This is a genomic window from Pseudobutyrivibrio sp. YE44, from assembly GCF_900104335.1.
Classification (GTDB): domain Bacteria; phylum Bacillota; class Clostridia; order Lachnospirales; family Lachnospiraceae; genus Pseudobutyrivibrio.
Genome location: NZ_FMXT01000004.1, coordinates 187,078 through 212,617, shown reverse-complemented (window position 1 = coordinate 212,617; position 25,540 = coordinate 187,078). Strand labels below are relative to the sequence as shown.

The following is a 25,540-nucleotide window of genomic DNA, read 5'->3' as shown; positions in this document are numbered from 1 at the left end:
GATAATAGTGCTGTAATTGTAAATAAGAAGAAAGAAGTAAACTTAGTACCAACAAGAGCACCCCTCGGGGTGCTCTTGCTATTACTAAGGATTAATATCATCAATTATTTTCTTAATATCTTTTGATAAGAAGAGGAACTGTTCATCGTAGGCTGATGTATCAAACTTTCCATCAAGATAATCCTGCGAGGTCTGGACTAACTCATTTGTTGTGTAAGTCTTTGTGGCAATTTCAACACCGTTTTCGTACCAAGTAACAGTGATGTCATCTGGTGTTTCCGTTTTGAATCCATCCATAATAAGCATTGTAGAACCAGCTTTTAGTGGATCTCTGATACTGTCGGAACCTAAACGAAGAGTTTCTAGTGGCACGCCATTTTGTGTGGCTGTTGCAACCAGCTCTTGGTTGAAGCCGTTGCTAATATCGTAATCTCTGTCAGAGCTATTGGTAACCTCTGAAACAACAAGCACTGACTGACATCTTGCAATATGCTGATATGCTAACACAGCAAATTTAACATCCAGCGAAAGATTTGTTTCTCCAGTAGAAGCTTCACTTGTATCGGACGAATCCTCAGAGGCTCCATCAGATACAGTTGCTGTTATGATGTCAGCATCTTTTTCAGTAGCGTCTTCAGAAGATGGTTCTTCAGAGGACCCATTCTCAGATGTAATTATCTCTGAGTCATCAGCACTCTTATCCCCACCACAAGCTATCAAGGATGAAGCTATTAATAAACAACACAAAGAAAGAATAAATGTTTTTTTCATCTCAAACCTCCATAAACTGTAGATTCTTGCTGGCAATTCTTTGTTCTGCTAGCAAGAAGTCATTGGTTCTTGTGGGCTTTTCCTTAAGTGGCTCACAAGAAGTCTTATTGCTTTGCTAAGAATAGTTTATGAAAATTTTACCCTTTAAAATTGAAAAAAATAAGTTTTAGATGTGAAAAATAGAGTAAAATATAATAGTGCGTTGTGTTAATCCAATAATACTATGATTTTTTGTTTTTCATCAGAAAAACAAGAAGTCATAGTATTATTGCCAAAGACTATTTAGAAAGAATAAAAGGTAAGTTATGTTCACAAAAAGATATGATATTAAAAACAAGGGAGATGCAATCGTTGTAAGTGAATGCAAAATAGGTGGAACAATTCTTCTTTTCGATATATTGTTCAGCATATTTGAGTTGATATTTTTATATATTATTATTTCTGATTGGGATGAGACCTGCTTTTATGTTGCAATATTTATTTTGTTAGTTTGGCGTATGCTCCACATTGTTGAACGAAGATATATCATTCGACCAGACAGCATTATCATAAAGCATGGTATTATTAGGAAAAGAATTCCATTAGATAAAGTCGATTTTTGTTTTTATAGTTCTCGCAGCTATATGACTCTTGTGGATGATAAGGGAAAAGAGACAACCATCGATTTAATCCATCTTCCAGATGAAGTTGATGATGCAGTTACTGCTACTCTGAAAAATTGTAATATCAAAATCAGACGAGTAGGAGCATTTGAAAAAGACAAAGAGCCTGGAAAGCATAATTATCATTTTAAGATGTATCAGAAAGGAAGAGTGGGAGCGTATATAACCTTTATAGTTCTCACACTTCTCTTGGATGTTCCTTTTGGAATTTGGATATTCCAGGAAGAGTCTATGAGACTACGACTTTTCCTTTTGGCATGTATTCTTGCGTACACTGCTCTTTGGGTATTTTTAGCATTAAAAATGACACAGACGATTTATGTTGATGGTGAAAATATTGAGATTAGAAGTTCCTTTAAGAAGCCTGTAAAGTTAAATGTAAAGGATATTAGCTGGGTTCATAATGAGCTGAAGCATCACTCCACAAACACCGGAGGTTATGATGTTGAAGAGCTTGAGATTCACGTTGGAGATGAAATATTAAGCTTATCTGGAAATATAAGCCGTGCCTACAAATCCTATGATTTATTTTTAGCATACCTTCAAGACTATGATGTTCCATTTTCTTTGGAAGAAGGAAAGCTTCTTACCTATGAAACAGTTGAAGAAAACAGTGAGAAAGAAATCCATGAAATCCTTAATAAGGAAGAACACGCTTTTACTTGCAACGATGATTATGTAATTGAAAATGGACTTTTTGAAGGTCGTATTCTTGATAAGGAATTGGCTGTGGATGGAGAATATGATGCCTACATAAAGAAGCATTTGAGATTGGCTAGAATCATTAGGGCTTTATATTTCATATCATCCATCACCTTAATAATAACAATGATAGCTTGCAGAGCAGACGCTATCGGTTTTATTCCGGCACTTGCTATACCAGGAACAATTTTTGTTGGAATGCTTTTGGTATCAAGCCTTGATGATTTGATTAGCTTCAAGGACATTACAAGAAATGCAACTTGTTACAAGGCTACAATTTTCATGGCTGATTTGCTTTCAAAAGAGCAGACAGTCATGTATGCCTATGACAGTGGCGATAAAATCCGTGTAATCGAACCGTTAGAGATTAATAAAAAAATGTCTCAGGCTGATTATGAGGCTCTTTACAATGTGCCTACATATATTTGGGCGAATCCAGCTGCAGTTCCTAATTGTGTGGAGGGTTCAGAGGAAAAGCCTTTTGGCAAGAGTAAGTACGTTAGAAAGGTGTTCTTATATCTTCTGTTAGAGGTTGTTTTAATACTCGGAAGTATCGGTCTTAACAATTTGGTTAAGGGTAGACAGGGCTTGAATCTTACCGAGAATGACAACTATGAAGCGGTCCTGTATGATTACGAGGATTCCTTTGATGAGAATGATCCATCAGGCTCTAGCAAAGTATTTCCACAGGATTACACTGAGATTTACACCGATACCTACAAATGGGCGGCAGATGCAACGGCCCTTTATGCTTATTTGGAATATGGAGATGCAAAATATATAGGTGGACATCCACGTACTTATGATTCCAAAACAGAAGAGAAGCTATTCCTGGAAAAGGCTTGGAAAATCACTGACAGAGAATCTGCTAAAAAGAAAATCGATGATGTTATCACCTATGGTCATCAGTCAAAATGCAGAGCATATACTGAATCTAGTGATGAGGTAGAACAATTGATTTCGGCTATTAAAGCTGACTATGGCGATAGTTTTTCATTTGAAGATTCAATGGAAATTGATGAGGCATATTTTGAGAAGAATGATATTTCTATCGAGTATTTTTATGCTGTAAAGGGTGCAGCCTGCGCTAATGTTAGATTTGGCGAAAATGGCCTAGCGGCTTATGATTATGAGAGACTTCTTCGTGTAATTAATATGTTCAATGATTGTGGCTACTTGAGCGATGATGAGTATATGGGACTTGTCCATAATCTAGATGTTGCACTTCAAAAGCAATACAAAAGCTTTGCTGATATTCACGAATGCTATTTGTATGGTGAAATGTTTAGACTGGCACAGGTAGATGATAATTCAAACCAGACTATTGAGGATATAGAGACTGCATTAAAGACTATGGGCTCAGAAAGATTATATTCAAGCATAGAAAGAGATTATAATACTGAGTTATCAGTTGACTGGAAGGATTTGCTTGTTAGTGAATAAGAAACGAATAATAAAAAACGCAGGGCATTAAGCTCTGCGTTTTTGTGTATTAGGTCGAGTGTCTATAAGTTATATAAGCAATCGTGGTATATTTTAGTATACGGTTACCTTGGTTATCTTACCGCCAACAAGGTCAAAGGTTAATTCGGTAGGGCTGCCCTCACCTTTATCTCCAAAGGTATAATGTGTGATTTTATCAAGAGAGTAACTTCTTTCTTCAAAGATAAAACTGCCATCATCATTATAACCAGTCAAATCCTTAAATACACATTCGATTTCACTTACGTTTCCTGAAATTGTAGAATTATAAATAAATGGTGTGTCGCCTGTGCCGTAGATTACACCAGGAACCTCAACTCCACGAGGGTATAATCTGTCGTACTCAACTGTAAGGATGTCACCGTCAATAGTGATATTCTTAATCATAGTAACATCAGAAAAATAAGTACCGTCAGGAAACTCCGATGGGTTGTATACTGCATCATTACCCTGTTTTGTAACATAGGCTAAGTAGCAGTCATGAATTTTATTTACCATTGTTGTAATATCGAAACCATCTAAATCAGTGCCTGAAACAATAAGAGCGTAGTCGTAGTGGATTCCGTTTACGTGACCATGCCATGGAGAAACCTTATAGGTTGTGTCGCCGTCTTGGTATGTTTTATCATCAACCCAAAACTGGAAATTTAAATCCAAAAATGGACCAGTGTAGGTATCCATATCAAAACTAACTTCCTTTGATTTATCAAGTCCTGTGATGTCTTCATTGTAATCATCAGTCTGCTTAATCTTTAAAGTGTAGTCAACACCATCAGCCTTGAAGGTAACCTCAGAAATTGGGTTGTCAGAGGTGTTTAAAGTGTAGACAACGTCTTCAACTCCCTCAGGTAAAATAACAGCGCCTGGATATGCTGCGTCGAATTCCTCAGCAGATACAACGTTGATATCACTTACCTCTTTTTCAGGAGCGGCAACCTCCTTAGAAGTAACACTTGTTTTGTTGCCACTTCCACATCCAACTAAAAGCAGTGCCGCAGTGCCTAAAGCTATTAATCTTGTTTTTTTCATTAATTATTCTCCAAATATCTCTCTAATTTTCTGTTTCAGCAGCTGGGTCTGCTGAAGTGTCTTCGCTTGCTGCAGGAGCCTGGCCCTTTGCTGTAATGACACTTTCTACTTTATGTGTAACCTCAAGAGTATGAGCAGCATCAGGTACTCCCTCAACGCTTACCTCCAGCTTGATTGTACCATTGGCAAATTTTGATACAGAGTTATAGGCTCCATTATTGCAATAGAGGGTTTCGCTTCCAACCTTTTCGCTATCAAGGTAATTCTTTTTAGCATATGTTTCCATATCATAGCCATATATGTTTTCATCGCCATGTTCAAGGGTTACAGTTACATAGTCACCATCTACGGTGTTTCCTTTTATGGTGATATTTTTAGTGTAATCTGATTCCTTTAAATAGCTTCTGGTAATTTCTTCGATACTTTCAAAGAATGATAAATCAATTGTGTATTCATCTAAGGCCATCTTGAAGGTATATGAATCAAGTGAATTATCAAGAGTTTCCGACTCATATTCATGGGTGAAAGGCTTCACATAATCAGCTAATTCTTTAGCGTGTGAAGGGTGCGCATCATAGGCATCAGCTTGAATTGGAGAGCGCATTACATGACCATTATCCACATTAAAATCAACGGCAAAGCCTTCAAATGGATAAATATGTGTTTCGTATTCATTTGTAATAGGAGCAATATCAAATACCGCCTCTAATTCTTCTGCAGAGATTTTCTCATCCCCATCCTTATCCCAAGAATCTGAATTTTCAATGTCATCAAGACCGGCAATAATAGCTCCAACCTTACACTCTCCAAAGGAAACAGCGTATGGATATGGATTGTAATACCATAGATGCTCATCAAAATCGTTTGTAGAAAAGTCATCGCCGTCTACGTTCCATACCTCTAAGCAATCGTAGCCGCTTCCGAAGTTTTCACTATCTGAAAGTGGTGGAATAGACATTTCTGTTATTGAATTTTTGATTACTTCGTGATCATCTGAGAAATAGTTAGGGCTTACTAAACATCCCTGTTCAACGATTTCATTGATGGTCATTCCAGCCCAAAATCTTCTGCCGTCGCTGTCAGTGAAGACTCCATCCCATTTAGAATCTTTGCCAACCACGCGGCCCTTTGAATCATCTAACTTGCTGTCAGATTTTTTTTCTTTTGATTCTTCAGCAGTGGTACTAGTGTCAGCCTTACTTGCTGAATCCTCTGAGCCCTTGCCACAACCAGTGAACATAGATGCCACCATAGTCATAGCTAAAAGGCTTGCTATTAAGTTTTTCTTCATTACATCATTCTCCTTAGTTAATGTGTTGCTAAACGCATCGTAATATATTGTAACAAAACATTAATAAATATGCCACGAATAAATGAGAATAATTATGACTAGTTGCAAAACTGGTGTTTATTAAACATAAATTTGATTATGTGTGATACTAGTGTGATATTTCTTTTGATATTATTTCATCGTCAGCGAACGGTATTGGGGTAAATGAGGAGTTGGCAGTATGAAAAATTTATTTTTGAGAAGGATTTTCGCATGTGCTGTTTTAGTTTTAGCTGTTACAGTTATTGGGGAGGAACTGAGAACTGTGCATGCACAAGTAAAAGGGGACTCTGAAGCTACAGAAGAAAAACTAATCTATATGGGTGGAGTATATGTTATAGATAAAGATGTAGATTTGGATATTGCAATATTCAGAACTGCTGACGGGAGTAAATTTGTTGAGTTTGAAAAAGATGGTATCGCTTTTGCCGGAAATTATCGTATTGAGGGAACAGAAATCATAGATGGCGTAGAATTTACGAAGGTAAATGTTGATGGCCATGAGGTTGGTTATCACTTTCAAATTGATACCAATGATTCAGGTTCTTATGTAGTGGATGAAGATGGCATCGTGTATGTTGCTAATGAGCTTTCGAGACAGGCTGCAATGGATATGATGCTATAAAAAATGCACCGACTTTAAATGATGATGTCGGTGCATTTTTTTATTATTCTATATAGTCTTTAATATTCAAGGTTTCGCCAGTTTTCTCTTCACCATCAGTGATACCTGAAACAAATTCAGTAACGTAGGTCTCACCAGTTTTTGGATCAATATAATAGCGGTCTATGGCTCCTGTATAGGATCTGTAGATGATTACAATTTCGTTTTCATCTTCTGAAGCTATATCCCAGTACATTCCGTAATCCCCAGACTCTTCATATTCCTTGAGTTCTGGAAAAACTGATAGGCAATAATTGTGAACTGCAGCTAAAGCCTGCTCGCCAGTTATAACTTCTGATGAATCACTTGCTGTATCATCAGTGTTTTCTGTCACTTCTACTGTCTCAGTAGCTTCAGATGTCTCAGATACTTCTACAGTTTCTGCAGATTCTGCTGGCTCAGATGTTTCTTTAGTCTCAACTGTTTCAGTTGTATCAGAACTTTCCTCTTTTGATGCACCACATCCCACAAGGAATAATGACATAGTAAGCATTAGTGCAATTATAAATTTCTTTTTCATTATATCGTTTCCTCCATCTCAAAATATATTAACACATATTGCTGAAATAATGGTTATAAAAATAGAGTTACATCATTTCGATGTAGCCCTTATGGCATCTTTTTTTTATTTAATAGCAAGAATTTTGTTGACGAATTGTTACGAAATAATTACTATATCTTAGTGTGGTTATATACAAAAATGAAAAAGTGAGGAGGTTTTTAGTGAAAAACAAGCTAACTGCGGCAGTGTTGGCTGTGGTTATGACTGCATCTTTGGTGTCAACATCTTTGACAGCAGAAGCAGCAAATACCATTTACGACACTGAATCAAAAACCCATGATGGGTATGATTATGAGTTATGGAAAGATTACGGTAATACCAGCATGACATTAAACGCCGGGGGAACGTTTGAATGTTCATGGAACAACATTGGAAATGCACTTTTTAGAAAGGGAAAGAGATTCAACGATACTCAGACATATCAGCAGATAGGTAATATTACCTTTGATTATGCAGCTGATTATCAGCCAAATGGAAATTCTTATCTTGGTGTATATGGTTGGACAAAAGACCCATTGGTTGAGTATTACATCTTAGACAGTTGGGGCTCATGGCGTCCACCAGGAACTCCATGTAAGGGTCAGATTACGGTTGATGGCGGTACTTATGATGTATATGAGGCAGACCGTATCAACGAACCATCTATCGTTGGAAGAACAACCTTTAAACAGTACTTTAGTGTACGTACAACAAAGAGAACTAGCGGAACCATTAGCGTAACAGAGCACTTTAAGGCTTGGGAGCGCATGGGCATGAAGATGGGTAAGCTTCACGAAGCAGCCCTCAATGTAGAAGGTTACCAGAGTAGTGGTAAAGCCAATGTTTACAAAAATGTAATGACAATTGGCGGCTCATCTAATGGTGGAAGCCAAGGTGGCAACCAGGGTGGCAACCAGGGTGGAAATCAAGGTGGAAACCAAGGCGGAAATCAAGGCGGTAACCAAGGCGGCTCTAACACACCATCAACATCCACTTCAACAGGAACAAAGGTTGAGTGTGAGAAGATGACAAAGGGTGGCCAGTATACCGGCAACATTTCTTCACCATTCAATGGTGTTGCTCTTTATGCTAATAATGATTCTGTGAAATATACACAGTACTTTGCAAATGGAACCCATGATTTTACACTGAGAGGATGTTCAAATAATAACAACATGGCTCGTGTGGATTTGAAAATCGGCGGTCAGTATAAGGGCACCTTCTATTATGGAGGTAGCTATCCAGCAGAGTACACCATCAAAAATGTAAACCATGGCACGGGCAATCAGACAGTGGAGCTTGTGGTTACAGCAGACGATGGAAAGTGGGATGCAAATCTTGATTATTTAAAAATTGATGGAGCTGGTGTAGGAAATAACTCTGGCTCATCAAATACAGGTAATACAGGAAATAATGGCGGAAACAATAGTGGTAGCAATAGCCAGCCAGGTCAGACTGCACCAGTACAGCAGAACCAGAAGTTGGTAGCTCTCACTTTTGATGATGGTCCAACAAGCACAACAAGCCAGGTGTTAGATGTTCTTGATAAGTATGATGTTAAGGCAACATTCTTCCTTATTGGTCAGAATGTAAACTCTAACACAAGATCAATCATGCAGCGTCAGGTTAACATGGGCTGTGAACTTGCTTGTCATTCATACACCCATGAAGATATGACAAGAATGAGTGCAAATGATATCAAAAATCAGATTAACTGGACATCTTCAGCAATTAAGAACACTGTTGGTGTTGATGTAAAGTTCTTCAGACCACCTTATATTTCTGTTAACAACTCAATGTATCAGAATATTGACCTTCCATTTATCCAGGGAAGCATGCACAATGATTGGGAGAACAGCACATCTGTATCTCAGAGAGTAAACTCAGTACTTTCAAACACAAAGGATGGAGATATCATTCTTCTTCATGACTTCCAGGGTAATTCAAAGACAGTTGAGGCATTACCTCAGATTATCGAAGGTCTTCAGAGCCAGGGCTACACTTTTGTTACAGTAAGCGAATTATTCGCAAAGAAGGGTGTAAATCCTGACGTAGAATATAAGATTTGGTCTAACGTAAAGTAATTATAGGAAAATAAAATATATAAAGGGATATATAACCACAAACAGGGTCTCCGTCAGGAGGCCCTTTATTAATGCATATAAGACAATAAAAAACAGGTGCCCGGTGGACACCTGTCAAAAATCAAATATTAGTCATCTGCAAGCTCATCATCAGAAAGCTCAAGTACTGTACGCTTACGAGCCATCTCATCAGAATCAAGATACTCATCGTAGGTGGTCATCTTGTCAATCATGCTTCCGTTTGGAAGGATTTCAATGATACGGTTTGCTGTAGTCTGTACAATTTCGTGGTCACGAGAAGAGAAGAGGATTACACCTGAGAACTTCTGGAGACCTGTGTTAAGTGCTGTGATTGACTCCATGTCAAGGTGGTCAGTAGGCTCATCAAGCATAAGAACGTTTGAGTTTTCAATCATCATACGTGAAAGAAGAACACGAACCTTTTCACCACCGGATAATACCTTCATCTTCTTTGCGCCGTCATCACCAGCGAAAAGCATACGTCCAAGGAAACCACGTACATAAGTAGCATCCTTAATCTCAGAGAACTGTGTAAGCCAATCTACAATGAGAAGCTCTGTGCTGAAGATCTCTGTGTTGTCCTTAGGGAAGTATGACTGAGAGGTTGTAACACCCCACTTGTAGCTTCCTTCGTCTGGCTCCATCTCCCCTGCGAGAATCTGGAAGAGAACTGTCTTAGCCTTTTCGTTTGAACCAACGAATGCAATCTTGTCCTCACGACCAACGTTAAATGAAAGGTGGTCAAGGATTAACTCACCATCAATTGTCTTTGTAAGGTTTTCAACTGAAAGAACCTCGTTTCCGATTTCACGAGCTGGTCTGAAATCGATGTATGGATATTTACGGCTTGAAGGACGGATGTCATCAAGCTGAATCTTTTCAAGGGCACGCTTACGTGATGTAGCCTGCTTAGACTTTGAAGCGTTAGCAGAGAATCTCTGGATGAACTCCTGTAATTCCTTAATCTGCTCTTCTTTCTTTTTGTTGGCTTCCTTACGCTGCTGGATAATAAGCTGTGAAGACTGATACCAGAAGTCGTAGTTACCAGCGTAAAGCTGAATCTTGCCGTAATCAATATCTGCAGTGTGTGTACATACCTTATTAAGGAAGTAACGGTCATGGGATACAACGATGACTGTGTTCTCAAAGTTAATAAGGAATTCTTCAAGCCATGCAATAGCATCTAAATCAAGGTGGTTAGTAGGCTCATCAAGAAGAAGTACATCTGGTGAACCGAACAGTGCACGAGCAAGAAGAATCTTGACCTTTAATGCACCAGGAAGGTCTGCCATCTGTGTGTAGTGGTATTCTGTGTCTACACCAAGTCCGTTAAGGAGTGTAGCAGCATCAGCCTCTGCGTTCCAACCATCCATCTCTGCGAACTCTGTCTCAAGCTCAGCTGCACGGATACCGTCCTCGTCAGAGAAATCTTCCTTCATATAGATAGCGTCTTTTTCTTTCATGATGTCGTAAAGACGCTGATTACCCATGATAACTGTATCAAGAGCTGTGAATTCATCGTACTTGAAGTGATCCTGCTCTAAGAATGAAAGACGGTTGCCTGGGCTCATTGTGATTTCACCACTGGTAGGCTCAAGCTGGCCAGATAAAATCTTAAGGAATGTAGACTTACCTGCACCGTTGGCACCGATGATACCGTAGCAGTTTCCTTCTGTAAATTTGATATTAACCTCTTCAAAAAGGGCTTTCTTGCCAAAACGAAGAGTGACATTATTTGCTTGAATCATTTAAAATAATCCTTTCGAAAACTATCTTATTAAAAAACCTGTGATATTTTATCAAAAAAACTAAAAAAAGTCTATAATAATAAGAAATTTCGCTTTAAAGATTATTGCTTTTTTGCCCGTTAAATTATATAATTATTTATCTTTAAATTATGGGGAAAGGTGGTGATATCATGGCTGTTTATAACGAAGCAGAAATCGAAAAGCTAGAACAGAATTCTAACTCTGCCTTCATGACCCGTGGTGTCATCGCTACAGAAGATTTCGTAGATCCTGACGAGCTCTATCGTGAGCTTATTGAGCGTGTTCGCAAATACCACCCAAACACAGATATTTCCATGATTGAAAAGGGGTATATGATTGCCAGAAATGCCCATGAGGGCCAGTGTCGTAAGTCTGGTGAGCCATATATCATTCATCCTCTTTGTGTTGCCATCATTCTTGCAGACTTAGAGCTTGATAAGGAAACTATCGTGGCAGGTCTCCTTCACGATGTAGTTGAAGACACCATCTGCACCAAGGAAGAAATAGCAGAGGAGTTCTCAGAAGAAGTTGCAGAGCTTGTTGATGGTGTCACAAAATTAGGTCAGCTGAATTATGACGCAGATAAGGTGGAGATTCAGGCAGAGAACCTTCGAAAGATGTTCCTTGCCATGGCAAAGGATATTAGAGTTATCCTTATTAAGCTTGCCGATAGACTTCACAATATGCGTACCCTTAAATATATGGCTCCTGAGAAGCAAAAGGAAAAGGCTCGTGAAACCATGGAAATTTATGCGCCTTTGGCTCAGCGTCTTGGTATCAGCAAGGTAAAAATCGAACTGGATGACCTTTCTTTGAAATATCTTGAGCCAGATGCATACTATGATTTGGTTGAAAAGATTGCCCTCAGAAAGAGCCAGCGTACAGAATACATCAGCTCATTAGTTGATGATGTTAGAAAGCATATTGATGCTGCAGAAATCAAAGCAGAGGTTTATGGCCGTGCAAAGCATTTCTTTAGCATTTACAAAAAGATGGTCAATCAACACAAGACCATCGATCAAATATATGATTTATTTGCAGTTCGTATTATCGTTGATTCTATTAAGGATTGTTACGCAGCCCTTGGTGTGATTCACGAGATGTACACTCCAATTCCAGGTCGCTTCAAGGACTATATAGCTATGCCAAAGCCTAACATGTATCAGTCTTTGCATACCACAGTCATCGGACCTAATGGTGCCCCATTCGAGATTCAGATTCGTACATACGAAATGCATCGTACCAGTGAATACGGTATCGCTGCCCATTGGAAATACAAGGAAAGTGGCGAAGGTTCCACAGTTGTTGGCGAAGAGGAAAAACTTTCTTGGCTTCGTGAAATCCTTGAGTGGCAGCAGGAAATCTCCGACAATAAAGAATTTTCATCATTATTAAAGTCAGATTTAAACCTATTCTCTGACACAGTATTTTGCTTTACACCATCTGGTGATGTTAAGAACCTTCCAAATGGTTCTACACCAATCGATTTTGCGTACTCAATCCATTCTGCAGTTGGTAACAGAATGATTGGAGCAAAGGTTAATGGCAAGCTGGTTCCTATTGATTATGTGATTCAAAATGGTGACCGTATCGAAATTGTCACCTCTCAGAACACAAATGGTCCTAGCCGTGATTGGCTCAATATTGTAAAGAGCTCACAGGCTAAGAACAAGATTAATCAGTGGTTCCGCACCCAGTCTAAGGATGAAAACATTGCCAAGGGCAAGGAACTTCTCATTAACTCTGCAAAGCAAAAGGGTGTTGAGCTAGGCGACATCAACAAGCCTAAATACCAAGAGCTTATTAAGAACAAATACGGCTTCCACAGTTGGGAAGATACTTTGGCTGCAATTGGTCAGGGTGCCATCAAGGAAGGTGCCGTTATCAATAGAATGTTTACCGCATGGCAGAAGGATCATCCAGTCAAGGTTACTGATGAGGATGTTCTTGCAGAGCATGCAGGTGGCTCAGATAAGATAAAGCCAAAGTCTAAAAATGGTATCACTGTTAGCGGACTTTACGACGTTTCTGTTCGTTTCTCAAAGTGCTGTAATCCAGTGCCAGGAGACGAAATCGTTGGATTTGTTACCAGAGGTCGAGGCGTTTCTATTCACCGTACAGATTGCATCAACATGATCAATCTTCCTGATTTCGAAAAGGAAAGATTAATCGAAGCTGAGTGGGCAACAGATGGGGATGAAGATGGCAAGCGCGGTGGCGTTTACCTTACAGAAATCAACATCTACGGCAACAACCGTACAGGTTTGCTGGTTGACATCACTCGTATTTTCACCGAGAGAGAAATCGATATAGATTCAATCCATTCAAAGACAAGCAAGCAGGGCGTTGCTACAATCACCATCAAGTTTGGTACACAAAGCAAGGAACAGCTCAGATCTCTTGTTGAAAAGATTAAGCAGGTAGAATCTATTATCGATGTAGAAAGACCTAGAGGCTAAAATGAAAGTAATGCAAATTCTATTGCCAGTGTGTGCTATGAACTGCTACCTGGCAATAAATGATAAAACCGGGGAATCTATTATCATAGATCCAGGTTCAGCACCAGAGAGAATAATGGCTGGAGTTGAAAAAACAGGCACTAAGCCAGTAGCTATCCTTTTGACACATGGTCATTTTGATCATGCTGGAGCTGCAGAGGTTATTGCAAAGGAATATGATATAAAGATTTACGTTCATGAGAGGGAGAAGGATACTTTAAATGATCCTTATGTAAACCTTTCTCGTGATTTTATTTTCAGACCTACCACTTACAAGGCAGATATTTTCCTTAAGGATGAGCAGGAGTTTGAACTTGCAGGTTTTAAAATTAAATGCTTATTAACACCAGGTCATACACCAGGTGGTTGCTGTTATTATTTCCCTGAGGAGGAAAAGGTTTTCACAGGAGACACCTTGTTTTGCGAGTCTGTTGGTCGCACAGATTTTCCAGGTGGTTCAGCTAGACAGCTGGTTGATTCCATCAAAGGAAAGCTTATGACTCTTTCTGATGACACTATTTGTTATCCTGGTCATGAATGTGCCACCACCATCGGCCATGAGCGTATGTACAATTTATATTTGTCGTAACCACTATAATCCGTACTTGAATGCTACGGATTATCTTTTTGTAATAAGGAAATATATATGATTTACGTAAAATTAAACGAAGACAATTTTGAATATGATATTTATTCTTTGGTAAAAGCCTTTTATCCAAAGGAGGATGTTAAAATCGGCACAGATGAAGCGCCTTCTTATGAGGATATCCTTTTTACTATGGATGTGCAGTATTCGGACAACATTCTTACCTTGGATGGACGTGAAATAGAAATTGATTATTCCAATCGCCCCGATACCAAGAACCGATTGAAGCTGGCTATATATGAAAGCCTGCACCAGCGCACAGGAAAGGATTTACCTTGGGGCACCCTTACAGGTATTCGTCCTACCAAAATTAGCCTGGGAATGATAGAAGAGGGGGCCAGTGATGCAGACGTAACAGCCTACATGCGCCAGACTTATCTTACCTCCCAGCCTAAGATTGACTTGAGTCTTCAGGTTTCCCACAAGGAGCATGAGCTCTTATCAAAGATTGATTATGATAATGGATATTCGGTATATATAGGCATTCCATTTTGCCCAAGCACCTGTCTATATTGTTCCTTTACTTCTTATCCAATAGGTCTTTGGACAAAGAAGCTTGATGATTATATTGATGCTTTGGAAAAGGAAATGGCTTTCACAGCAGAGGCCTGCAAGGAAAAGAGTCTCACCACTATATACATCGGTGGAGGAACTCCTACATCCTTAGATGCTGAGCACCTAGAGCGTTTGCTTACCCTTATAGATAAATACTTTGATACAAACTCCCTCTTGGAATACACCATAGAGGCTGGCAGACCAGATTCAATCACCCTTGAAAAGCTTCAGGTAATGAAGAATCATCCTGTCACACGTATTTCCATAAATCCACAGACCATGAATCAAAAGACACTAGATTTAATTGGTCGCTTCCACAAGGTGGAGGATATTCATCGCGTCTTTGGATGGGCCAGAGATTTAGGCTTTAAAAATATCAATATGGATCTTATTCTAGGCTTGCCAGGAGAAACCTTAGAGGATGTGGAATATACCTTGTCTGAGGTTGAAAAGCTTGCTCCAGACAACCTTACAGTACATTCCTTGGCACTGAAGCATTCAGCTCGTCTTAATTATGATAAGGAAGCCTATGAGGATTACCTTATTGATAATTCCCAAAAGCATATGGATATTTGCCTAGAGGCTGCAAAGCGAATGGACATGGCGCCTTATTATCTATATCGCCAAAAGAATATGGCAGCCAACTTGGAAAACATCGGATATTCTACTCCAGGCAATGAGGGATTATATAATATCTTGATAATGGAGGAGAAACAAACTATAATGGCACTTGGTTGCGGCACGGCCTGCAAGTTTGTTACAGACCATGGCAAGACCGTTACCAGATGTGAAAATGTCAAGGATGTCCAGCTTTACATGGACCGAATTGATGAAATGATAGAAAGAAAACGTGAAAGACTTAGAGAGGATTTGAAATGGCTTTAAACAAGAAACCAGTTAACGGAATGAAGGACATTCTTCCATACGAGATGGAAGTTCGCGATTATGTTACATCTATTATAAAGGACACTTATCGTTCCTTTGGATTTACTCCAATTGAGACACCAGCTATGGAGTCTATTGGAAATCTTTCAAATAAGCAGGGTGGAGAAAACGAAAAGCTTATCTTCAAGGTAATGAAGAGAGGCGAAAAGCTCAACATCCCAGAGGCTACCACAGAGGAGCAGGTTGTAGATTTTGGTATGAGATACGACCTTACAGTTCCACTTTGTCGCTTCTATTCAAATCACGCTAATGAGCTTTCATCACCATTTAAGGCTCTTCAGATTGGTTCAGTATGGAGAGCAGACAGACCTCAGCGTGGTCGTTATCGTCAGTTTACACAGTGTGACATCGATATCCTCGGTGAGCCAAGCAACTTAGCAGAAATCGAGCTTATCCTTGCTACCACCACAACACTTGGTCGTATCGGCTTTAAAAACTTTGAAATTCGTATAAACGAACGTCGTATCCTTAAGGCTATGGCTGCATATGCAGGCTTTGCAGAGGCAGACTACGACTCAATCTTTATCACACTTGATAAGATGGACAAAATCGGACTTGATGGAGTATCAGCCGAGCTTCTAGAGGCTGGCTACCCACAGGAGTCTATCGACAAATACGTAGGACTTTTCGAAGCCCTTAAAGATACAAAAGATGTTGCAGCAGGTATGGACATTCTTCTTGATAAGCTTGGAGAGTTCCTTGACACTGAGGTTGCAGATTGGATGCGTGAGATTGCAGCAGCTGTCAACGCAACAAAGGAAGCACAGTTTGAGCTGGTATTTGATCCAACACTTGTACGTGGAATGAGCTACTACACTGGCACAATCTTCGAGATTGCCATTCCTGAGTTTGGCGGAAGCTGCGGTGGCGGTGGACGTTACGACAAGATGATTGGAAACTTTACAGGCCAGAACACACCTGCCTGCGGCTTCTCAATCGGATTCGAGCGTATCATCCTTCTTCTTATGGAGCAGGGCTTCAAGGTACCTGGCGCCAGCAAGAAAGTTGCCTACCTCGTTGAGAAAGGCTACCCAGCAGAGAAGCTTGCCGAAGTTATGTCTCAGGCTAAGGCTGCACGTGCCGCAGGCCAGACAGTCCTCGTAGTACGCATGAACAAAAACAAGAAGTTCCAGAAGGAACAACTCACCAACGACGGCTACGAAGAATTCGTCGAATTCTTCAACCGCTAACCCTTTATATTGCCCATCCGCGGCCCTTAGTTCAGTCTAGGGGCCGCTATTTTATTGCTCTTTTTTGTATTGCTAGAAAGTAGCCCGCCCTGCTGCCAGTCCAAACCGGTTCTCCTGCATCATTTGAGCAAAATGTTAGATTTTCTTAAGCTGCAAGTGGAGCATTATGTGGGTGTCCTTTCACTGATTTTGCACTTCGAAGCTACTGTATGTATTGCGCAGACACTGGTAGGTTAAATAATACTCCCCATCAGGGTATATAACTATCAGTTGCTTCCATACTCCGTTTGCTAAGTAAAATTAAAAAAGCAGGTTTTGAATGTATAGTCACCGTGGCACATTCAACATCGTGTCTCAAGTGACCACTGCAGCCGCCATCCTAGCGGCTGCTGCCTATACATGCAAAACCTGCTTTTTATTTTACTAAGCGCACTCCAAATTCCAGCAACTGATAGTTATATGCCCTGATGGGGAGTATTACTAAAAATAGAGTGTGTCTGCGCAATACATACTGTGGCGATAGAAGTGCAAATAATTGAAAGAACACCCACTAATAAAAAAATGCGACACGCAGCTTTAGAAAAACAACATTTTGTGATTGTGCAGGAGAACCGGTTTGGACTGGCGGCAGGGCGGGCTACTTCCTAGGTGTCTGCATGAGAGCAATAAAATAGCGGCCCCCAAAAAAATGAGGGCCGCGGATTGGCAATACTATGTGTTATCTGGCGCGAATGTCGAGGATTTCTCCGATGTACATGGTGTGGAAGTCGTCCATGTGGCGCTCGGTGTATTGGAGGTTCAGGATTTTCTGATCGAGGATGGTGTTCTCGGTCATAGGGACGGCGGCAATCTTACGGCACAGAATAATGAAGTTGGCGCTGTCGATGTAAGGAACGTTCATGGCATGGGCGATTTCTACGCGGCAAGCCTTTAGTTTGTCTTCGTTACGACCAGAAAGCTGATCTAGGATTTTCATTAGGCGTGCATTGTTTACGTCAGTCATATCGAAGAAGCAGGCTGAGAAGAATTCGCCTTCGTCCAAAATCTCCTTGGTGTATCGGGTATTACGAAGGAAGGCGTAGAGTACGTTCTTACCCCAGATGTGTCCTACACCTCCGTTGTGTGAGGAGGTAGCATTAACTCTGTCGCCGGATTCCGCTACAATGGCCACGCCTTCATCTGAAAGCTTTTTAATAGGATTCCATTCAAGCATGTTAATTGGATAAGGTTGAAAAGTGTGCATAAACGTCCTTCCTTTCTGTGTTATAAGTTATTGACCTGCATAAACTTCAAAAATTCTCGCTCTGGTAAAGGTTTTGAGAAATAGAAACCTTGGATGTAATCAACGCCAAGTTCCTTCATAGTTTCAAATTCTTCTGCGGTTTCTATACCTTGAGCAATGACTTCAATATCCATTGAGTGAGCCATTTCGATAACGGCCTTAACGATTACCTGAGCCTTAGTGTTGTCATAGTATTCTTCCGATAGCATTTTTGCTAATTTTACTATTTTAACTGGCATATCTACGATGTAGTTCAAGTTAGAGCTGCCAGAACCAAAGTCGTCTAAAGAGAAGGTTAAGCCGTGCTCTTCCAGTTTTTTCATGTTGTTGTATAGGCTTTCCTTGCTTCTAAGAGAGCTTGTCTCAGTAATTTCCAAATTTAGTATATCTGGATCTATTTGGTAATCTTCTAATAGTTGTAAGAACTTGGAGGTAAAGATAGGACTTTCACCTTGCTTAACAGAAAGGTTCAGCTCTATGTGTTCTACGCCAATTCGTTCAACATGGTAGGAGTTAATAAAGGATAGAGCCTTTCTGTAGATTGCATCTGAAAGAGGAATAATTCTTCCAGTAAGTTCAACTATAGGAATAAATTCATTTGGCTGAAGATATTTACCGTTATCTAGCTGGATTCTTACCAGGGCTTCAGCTGTGGTAAAGGATTTTGATTTTATGTCATATATAGGTTGATAGTGAACCTCGATGCGGTCGTTTTCCATGGCATCAACCACCAGCTTTTCAATCTGTCTTTGCTGGCGAATTGTTTCCATGATTTCATCATCAACCACGGTTTCATTTCCCTGAAGAAGATTATTGTCACCAGGAATAAAGTTGGCTAGTAGCAGCATCATTTCTTCAGGTGATGATGCAATGTTTCCGTCAGGTACGATTGTGTAATAAGGATTAAGTAGTGTTATTGCATCTGATAGTTCGGCGTTACTTTCAACAGAGCTAATATATGTTGAAATTTTAAATTTGGTACTTTCAATAAAATCTGTGCTTGGAAATACTAAAAGGAAGTATCCTTCAGCGGTGTCAAATATTTTGGCATTATCTACTGTAAATAAAAACTCGGATAGCATCTCAATAGTTTTGCGTAGCAGCTTGTTTTCTTCTGCAGAATCAGCGCTAGTTTTGAAGGAAATCATCATAAGAGAAAAACGCTGTTTGGTCTGATAAAGATGATCTAGGTATTCTCTTATTACAGCAGAACTGAAATGACCGGTTTTTCTGGAGATAAAACCTTGAGGGTTTTCCAGTTCAAAATACATTATCAGTGCCCCGATGCAGGTGGCAAAGCTAACTACCAAAAATTGAGGCTTACAATATTGAATTAGAGCTGAAGCTAACCACAATCCCATCCAAAGGAAGAGTGCACTAATTTTCTTTGGCTTCAAGTAATCCTTTAGTAAGGCTGTAGAAGCTATCAGCGAAATAATGTAGACGCCTACAAATAGATAGGTGACTTCTGCTGCAGGTCCGTAAGAATAAAGTGCATTTCCATCATAAAAGACTTGCACAGGTAAAATAAGGGTTACTATTACTCCGATAACAAAGAAAACCTGGTAACAAATCCCTAGTATTTTTTCCTGTTTTGATCCAAGTATTTCAAAGGCATCAGAAACGGTGTAAGCTAAGGCGGAAATTGCTACGCATTCAAGCGATACAAGGTACATCTTACATACTGCTAATACCGCCCACAGATGATAGCGGGTGGAGTTCACGATGAAATAGCAGGACAGTATATCAAGAAGTACGCAAAGTAAAATCATTGCAAGAGTATGCTTGAATTTTCTTTCGGAGCTTAAACCCATTGTAGGTTGTTTCCTATAGAAAAAGAGTAGGATGGCAATAATAACCAAGCCACATATTTGAGTGTAAATGTTCATATAAATCGCCCCACTATAATTGACTTATCAGAATTATAGCATATATATCTTTTTATAGTTTGTGCAATTAAAAGAGTTCACAAAATATTACTATTCAGAACACAATTATTAAAGTATATTTGTTGAAAACTAACAGGATAATAATTTAGCGCGCTAAAGTGTTGACGTATCGACGGAAAAGTACGATAATGAATTTCAAGTTTAATTATAGTGATTCTATTGGTAACGGAGGCTTAATATGGAAATCAGATTTGAAAAACGCGAAAAATTAAAAGATAAGCCAGATTGGAATAACCTTGGTTTTGGAAAGTACATGACAGATTATATGTTTATCTGTGATTGGGATAGAGAGATTGGATGGCACGATGCAAGAATCGTTCCAGAGGGACCAATTGAATTAGATCCAGCCTGCATGACTCTTCATTATGCACAGGAGACCTTCGAGGGCTTAAAGGCATATCGTCGTGAAGATGGAAAGATTCAGCTTTTCAGACCAGAAATGAATGCTAAGAGAATGATTAAATCAAATGAGAGACTTTGCATGCCAGCATTTCCAGTAGAGGATTTTGTTGATGCTATCAAAGCTCTTGTTAAGACAGAGGAAGCATGGGTTCCTTCTCAGAAGGATACTTCACTTTATATTCGTCCATTTATGTTCGCAACAGAGTCAGCACTTGGTGTACATATGGCAAAATCATACAAGTTTATGATTCTTTGCTGTCCAGTTGGAGCATATTATGCAACAGGTCTTGACCCAGTTAAGATTTTAGTAGAAAATGAACTTGTTCGAGCAGTTGCAGGTGGTACTGGCTTTACAAAATGTGGTGGAAACTACGCAGGTTCTATCGCAGGTCAGGTAAAGGCTGAAAAGCTTGGATATTCTCAGGTACTTTGGCTCGATGGTAACGAGAGAAAGTACGTTGAAGAAGTTGGAACAATGAACATTATGTTCAAGATTGATGGTGAGATTTGGACAGCTCCTACAGTTGGAACAGTTCTTCCAGGTGTTACCAGAGATTCAATGATTCATCTTTTGAAGGATTGGGGATATACAGTCCGTGAAGAACGCCTTGCAATTGATGACCTTATGAAGGCTGCTAAGGAAGGCAAGCTTGAAGAGGTCTTCGGTACAGGAACAGCAGCAGTTATCTCTCCAGTAGGAGAGCTCCGTTACAAGGATGATGTTGCCGTAATAAATGGAGGTAAAACCGGCGAGCTCACTCAGAAGCTTTATGATACCTTGACCGGTATCCAGTGGGGTAGACTCGAGGACAAATATGGATGGACACAGGTTATAGAATAAGTTATGAATTAGAAATTGATAATGACGATTTGCAGAATATTCAGGATGCATTTTGTCATTCCAATAACATGTATGTTACATGCATTGGTAAAACAAAAGGTCAGCTAACATCCTTCTCAGGCTCAAAGCCTGAGGAGGAATTTGTGTGTGCTAATTTTTCCAGTGCATTACAAGAAGAAATGATTAAATCCTTTGTTGATGGAGCTCCAGAAAACATTGTGGAGCATGCTTTAGCAGAGGATTATTTTTTGTGTAAGGCAGTTGCAATACGTGGTCAGGAGCAGGAGGTCATTGGCGCCTGGGTTTGCTTTGGCGTTGATAAGACTAAGCTTCCTGAGACTAAGGTGTTGCCTGCTGAAATTATGACCACTACAGCCTCTCAGTTTGATAAGGCTGTGTCATTGGTGGAAACTCTTTCAAAATTTTATTTCAAGGAAAAGCTTCATAGCTTCAAATTGAAATCAAAGCTTTCTGAAGAAAAGGATGCAGGCCTTGCTACAGAAGACAAGCTTAAGAAGAATGAAATAATGACTTCAATTCTTCGTCATATGGAGTCTGAGGAGTCTTTTGCAAAGATATCTGAGGATATTCTTAAGGAGGCTGGAAACTATACTCAGTGCAGTCATACAGCTCTTGTTCAAATGTCTGCTGATGGCAAAACTGCTGATATGATTTCCGAGTGGACCACAACAGACAACAAGCTATCAGATAGCTTTAAAAATATTGAAATTGGTGAATTGCCATTTATGAATGGTAAGCCATATACCATTTCTAGCGATGCTTCTCTTCCAGAAGACTTCGCAAAATTCTTTGATAAATTTGACATTAAGGGAGCTATGCTTCTTCCTATAAATGTAAATGATTCTGCAGCCATGTATTTATGTTTTCTCTCAGTAGGAACTGACAGGCAGTGGAGCGTAGAGGATATTCGCTTTGCCAATGATATAAAGCATATCCTTCATAATGTTTTAGTTAAGAAAATCACTGCTAATTCTCTGGCTAGCTCTTACTCTGCCTTAGAGGCAATTCTTCAGAATGCTGGCTATGGAGTTGTGGTTGCAGATCTTCAGCAAAAGAAGATTCTTTACACTAATGATACCTTCGGCGTGTTATTTGAAAACGACATTGACCGAGTTGCAGTTCAGGAGCTTATTTTTGACGAGCGCTATGAAATATCAGAGCTTAATGGATATTCAGCCAACGGCTCAGGTAAATGGTTTGATATTTCTCTGGACAACATTAAATGGGTGGACGGACGAGAGGTTAGACTTATCACCTTCTATGACACCACTGATATTAGAAATTACCAAAAGAAGGCAGAAAAGCAGGCTCAGGAAGATGGTCTTACAGGTCTTTTAAATCGCCAGGCCTGCGAAAAAGATATATCTCTTGAATATCACGTAGCTAAAAAGCTTGGCAAGGAATTTGCCGTATTGATGTTTGATATAGACAATTTCAGCCTTGTAAATGAAGGCTTAGGCTATCAGGCTGGTGATGATTTGTTAGAGTATATTGCTCACAGTATTAATGATATCTCTGCTATAAATGGCAAATGCTATCGTGTAGGTGGAGATGAGTTTGCAGTTCTTGTGGACCATGAAAACTATGGTAGCCTTGATTTAGTGGTTAAGAGAATTATGAATCTCTTTGAGAATCCATGGACCATTAAGGATCAGCAGTATTACTGCACCATAAGTATGGGCGGTGTTAAAGCACCAGCTGGTATTACCGATGCATCAGCTATTCTTACACGTCTTACAATTGCTCTTCATGGAGCCAAGAATAAGGGTAAGAACAGCTTTGAATACTACAATGAAAAGTCTGATTTGATTATGGCTGAAAAGGTTAAGTCAGAGCAGGCTTTGCGCAGAGCAGTTGAAAAAGGCTGTAGAGAGTTTATTGTTTACTATCAGCCTATTATGGAGTTCGTTGGTGGAATACCAAATTGCTGCGGAGCAGAAGCTTTGGTCAGATGGGATTCCTCAGAGCTTGGCATGTTAGAGCCAAATGACTTCATAAAAGATGCAGAGCAGCTAAATCTTATTGAGGATATAGGTGAGCATGTTATCTTTGAAGCAGCAAAGAGCTGCAAACACTGGAATGACTTTGGCCATCCAGAATACAAGGTAAACATCAACCTTTCAGTGCGTCAGCTACTTGATAAATCCTTTGTAAATGTCTTGGATAATATTCTAAAGAGTACAGCAGTTAATCCAAAGAATATTACCTTTGAAATAACTGAGTCCTTAGCCGTAGATGATATGGATAAGGCGGTAAAGACACTCTTTGCCATTAGAAATCTTGGCTGTAGAGTGGCCCTTGATGATTTTGGTACTGGTTATTCAGCCCTTAATCATATTCGAAGTTTGCCAATCAACACTATCAAGATAGACAAATCCTTTGTTTCAGATATGTCTAAAAACAATTTTTCACAGGCCTTTGTTAAGACCATTGCTGATTTAGCAGATTCTCTTAACATGGATATATGCGTGGAAGGTGTTGAAAAGAGTGAGCAGATGGATATGCTAGAACAGCTTCCTATCAATCTTGCTCAAGGCTTTTTCTTTGACAAACCTCTTACAAAAGAAGAGTTTGGTCAAAAGTATCTTTAGTGACTACCGAGGAATCGGATCACATATAAAGTCCAGACAATCTTTGGGTTTTCTGGCACAAGAACTAAATGATATAAGTATTAGAAAGGGAAAGTAATGTACACATTAAAGGACATCAAAAACACAGATCCAGAAATCGCAGAGGCAATTGTAAAAGAATACAATCGTCAATCAGAGCATATTGAGCTTATCGCTTCAGAAAACTGGGTTTCTCCAGCTGTTATGTCAGCTATGGGTTCGGTTCTTACCAACAAATATGCTGAAGGATATCCAGGAAAGCGCTATTACGGTGGTTGCGGCGAGGTTGATGTAGTAGAAGATCTTGCTAGAGAGCGTGCAAAGGAATTATTTGGTTGTGAATATGTTAATGTTCAGCCACATTCAGGAGCTCAGGCTAACATGGCTGTTCAGTTTGCAGTTCTTCAGCCAGGAGACACCGTAATGGGAATGAATCTGGATCACGGCGGACATCTTACACATGGTTCACCAGCAAACTTCTCTGGTGTTTATTTCAACATCGTTCCTTATGGAGTAAACGATAATGGTGTTATCGATTATGATGATGTTGAGAGAATCGCTTTAGAGTGCAAGCCAAAGATGATTATTGCAGGTGCATCAGCATATTGCCGTAAGATTGATTTCAAGCGTTTTAGAGAGATTTGTGATAAGGTTGGAGCTGTCCTTTTCGTAGATATGGCTCATATTGCTGGTCTTGTAGCAGCAGGTGTACATGAGAGCCCAGTCCCTTATGCAGATATTGTTACTACCACAACACACAAGACTCTTCGCGGTCCTAGAGGTGGTATGATTATGGCTACAGCTGAAGCTAATGAGAAGTATAACTTCAACAAGGCTGTATTCCCAGGAATTCAGGGTGGTCCTTTAATGCACGTACTTGCTGGTAAGGCTGTTTGCTTCAAGGAGGCTCTTGATCCATCCTTTAAGGAATATGGAAAACAGATTGTAAAGAACGCACAGGCTCTTTGCAAGGGGCTTCAGGATAGAGGTATTAAGATTGTTTCTGATGGTACAGACAATCACCTTATGCTTATCGACCTTACTCCATTTGAGCTTACAGGAAAGGTTGTCGAGAAGCTTCTTGATGATGCTCACATCACAGCAAATAAGAACACAATTCCAAACGATCCAAAGTCACCATTTGTAACTTCAGGTATTCGTCTTGGTACTCCAGCAGCAACTACTCGTGGTCTTAAGGAAGAGGATTTCGATAAGGTTGCCGAGGCAATTTCAATTGTAATTAAGGAGCAGGAAGCTGGTGTTGAGAAGGCTCGCGCTATTATCAAAGAGCTTACAGACAAGTATCCACTTCCAGGAGATGCTGAGTTTAAGGCGGAGCTTTAAGATTATAAGAAGGTAATAATATTAGCTCATCTGGTAAATCCAGGTGGGCTTTTTTAATGGAAATAATAACAAAATTTAAAGGGCGGTTTTGTGAAAATAGTTCAAGAAATATATTTACACTTGACTAGTATACAAGAATATGTTGTATACTAGTCGCGATATTATCATTTAGTAAACTAGTATAAAATATCAACCAAAACGTA

17 protein-coding genes are annotated in these 25,540 nt (G+C 39.6%); 10 read left to right on the top strand and 7 right to left on the bottom strand.

Features of this window, described 5'->3' with window-relative positions; all coding sequences use genetic code 11:
• Positions 1-84 precede the first annotated feature (84 nt).
• Complete coding sequence (locus tag BLR54_RS08665; RefSeq protein ID WP_090419634.1) at positions 85-771, bottom strand: immunoglobulin domain-containing family protein; 687 nt, start codon at positions 769-771, stop codon at positions 85-87.
• Positions 772-1,076: 305 nt separating this feature from the next.
• Between BLR54_RS08665 and BLR54_RS08660 the strand changes: the two genes are divergently transcribed.
• Positions 1,077-3,578 (top strand): DUF1266 domain-containing protein, encoded by a 2,502-nt coding sequence (locus BLR54_RS08660; protein ID WP_090419631.1) that lies wholly within the window; start codon positions 1,077-1,079, stop codon positions 3,576-3,578.
• A gap of 93 nt (positions 3,579-3,671) precedes the next feature.
• Here the strand turns inward: BLR54_RS08660 and BLR54_RS08655 are convergent, their stop codons facing one another.
• Entirely contained in the window at positions 3,672-4,646 is a 975-nt protein-coding gene (locus BLR54_RS08655; protein WP_090419628.1) for a hypothetical protein, read from the bottom strand.
• Positions 4,647-4,668: 22 nt separating this feature from the next.
• On the bottom strand, positions 4,669-5,937 hold the full coding sequence (locus BLR54_RS08650; RefSeq protein WP_090419625.1) for a hypothetical protein: 1,269 nt from the start codon (positions 5,935-5,937) through the stop codon (positions 4,669-4,671).
• A gap of 220 nt (positions 5,938-6,157) precedes the next feature.
• Between BLR54_RS08650 and BLR54_RS08645 the strand changes: the two genes are divergently transcribed.
• Entirely contained in the window at positions 6,158-6,601 is a 444-nt protein-coding gene (locus tag BLR54_RS08645) for a hypothetical protein (RefSeq protein WP_090419623.1), read from the top strand.
• A gap of 43 nt (positions 6,602-6,644) precedes the next feature.
• Here the strand turns inward: BLR54_RS08645 and BLR54_RS08640 are convergent, their stop codons facing one another.
• The gene (locus tag BLR54_RS08640; RefSeq protein WP_090419620.1) at positions 6,645-7,160 is read right to left on the bottom strand and encodes a hypothetical protein; all 516 of its coding nucleotides are present in this window, start codon (positions 7,158-7,160) and stop codon (positions 6,645-6,647) included.
• Positions 7,161-7,363: 203 nt separating this feature from the next.
• Between BLR54_RS08640 and BLR54_RS15230 the strand changes: the two genes are divergently transcribed.
• The gene (locus BLR54_RS15230; RefSeq protein ID WP_090419618.1) at positions 7,364-9,265 is read left to right on the top strand and encodes a glycoside hydrolase family 11 protein; all 1,902 of its coding nucleotides are present in this window, start codon (positions 7,364-7,366) and stop codon (positions 9,263-9,265) included.
• Between the two features lie 128 nt (positions 9,266-9,393).
• On the opposite strand, the gene BLR54_RS08630 is transcribed toward BLR54_RS15230, so the two are convergent.
• On the bottom strand, positions 9,394-11,034 hold the full coding sequence (locus BLR54_RS08630; protein WP_090419616.1) for an ABC-F family ATP-binding cassette domain-containing protein: 1,641 nt from the start codon (positions 11,032-11,034) through the stop codon (positions 9,394-9,396).
• A gap of 170 nt (positions 11,035-11,204) precedes the next feature.
• On the opposite strand from BLR54_RS08630, the gene BLR54_RS08625 reads away from it, so the two are divergent.
• From BLR54_RS08625 to hisS, 4 genes are read left to right on the top strand one after another with little or no spacing between them, the layout of a single operon-like run.
• Entirely contained in the window at positions 11,205-13,514 is a 2,310-nt protein-coding gene (locus BLR54_RS08625) for a RelA/SpoT family protein (protein WP_090419611.1), read from the top strand.
• Position 13,515: 1 nt separating this feature from the next.
• The gene (locus BLR54_RS08620; RefSeq protein ID WP_090419608.1) at positions 13,516-14,142 is read left to right on the top strand and encodes an MBL fold metallo-hydrolase; all 627 of its coding nucleotides are present in this window, start codon (positions 13,516-13,518) and stop codon (positions 14,140-14,142) included.
• A 57-nt stretch (positions 14,143-14,199) separates the two neighbouring features.
• On the top strand, positions 14,200-15,639 hold the full coding sequence (gene hemZ / locus BLR54_RS08615; protein ID WP_090419604.1) for a coproporphyrinogen dehydrogenase HemZ: 1,440 nt from the start codon (positions 14,200-14,202) through the stop codon (positions 15,637-15,639).
• On the top strand, positions 15,630-16,889 hold the full coding sequence (gene hisS, locus BLR54_RS08610; protein WP_090419603.1) for a histidine--tRNA ligase: 1,260 nt from the start codon (positions 15,630-15,632) through the stop codon (positions 16,887-16,889). The genes hemZ and hisS overlap by 10 nt, the downstream gene beginning before the upstream one ends.
• A gap of 718 nt (positions 16,890-17,607) precedes the next feature.
• Here hisS and BLR54_RS08605 read toward each other — a convergent pair.
• Positions 17,608-18,132 (bottom strand): hypothetical protein, encoded by a 525-nt coding sequence (locus BLR54_RS08605; RefSeq protein ID WP_090419600.1) that lies wholly within the window; start codon positions 18,130-18,132, stop codon positions 17,608-17,610.
• Positions 18,133-18,152: 20 nt separating this feature from the next.
• The gene (locus BLR54_RS08600; RefSeq protein ID WP_176761900.1) at positions 18,153-19,985 is read right to left on the bottom strand and encodes an EAL domain-containing protein; all 1,833 of its coding nucleotides are present in this window, start codon (positions 19,983-19,985) and stop codon (positions 18,153-18,155) included.
• Positions 19,986-20,298: 313 nt separating this feature from the next.
• Between BLR54_RS08600 and BLR54_RS08595 the strand changes: the two genes are divergently transcribed.
• From BLR54_RS08595 to glyA, 3 genes are all read left to right on the top strand, one after another.
• Positions 20,299-21,363 carry a branched-chain amino acid aminotransferase gene (locus BLR54_RS08595; RefSeq protein ID WP_090419594.1) on the top strand — a complete coding sequence of 355 codons (1,065 nt, stop codon included), beginning with the start codon at positions 20,299-20,301 and terminating at the stop codon, positions 21,361-21,363.
• Positions 21,342-23,975, top strand: a complete 2,634-nt coding sequence (locus BLR54_RS08590) for a bifunctional diguanylate cyclase/phosphodiesterase (protein WP_090419591.1) — start codon at positions 21,342-21,344, stop codon at positions 23,973-23,975. The genes BLR54_RS08595 and BLR54_RS08590 overlap by 22 nt, the downstream gene beginning before the upstream one ends.
• A gap of 96 nt (positions 23,976-24,071) precedes the next feature.
• The gene (glyA, locus tag BLR54_RS08585; RefSeq protein WP_090419587.1) at positions 24,072-25,337 is read left to right on the top strand and encodes a serine hydroxymethyltransferase; all 1,266 of its coding nucleotides are present in this window, start codon (positions 24,072-24,074) and stop codon (positions 25,335-25,337) included.
• The last annotated feature ends 203 nt before the right edge of the window (positions 25,338-25,540 follow it).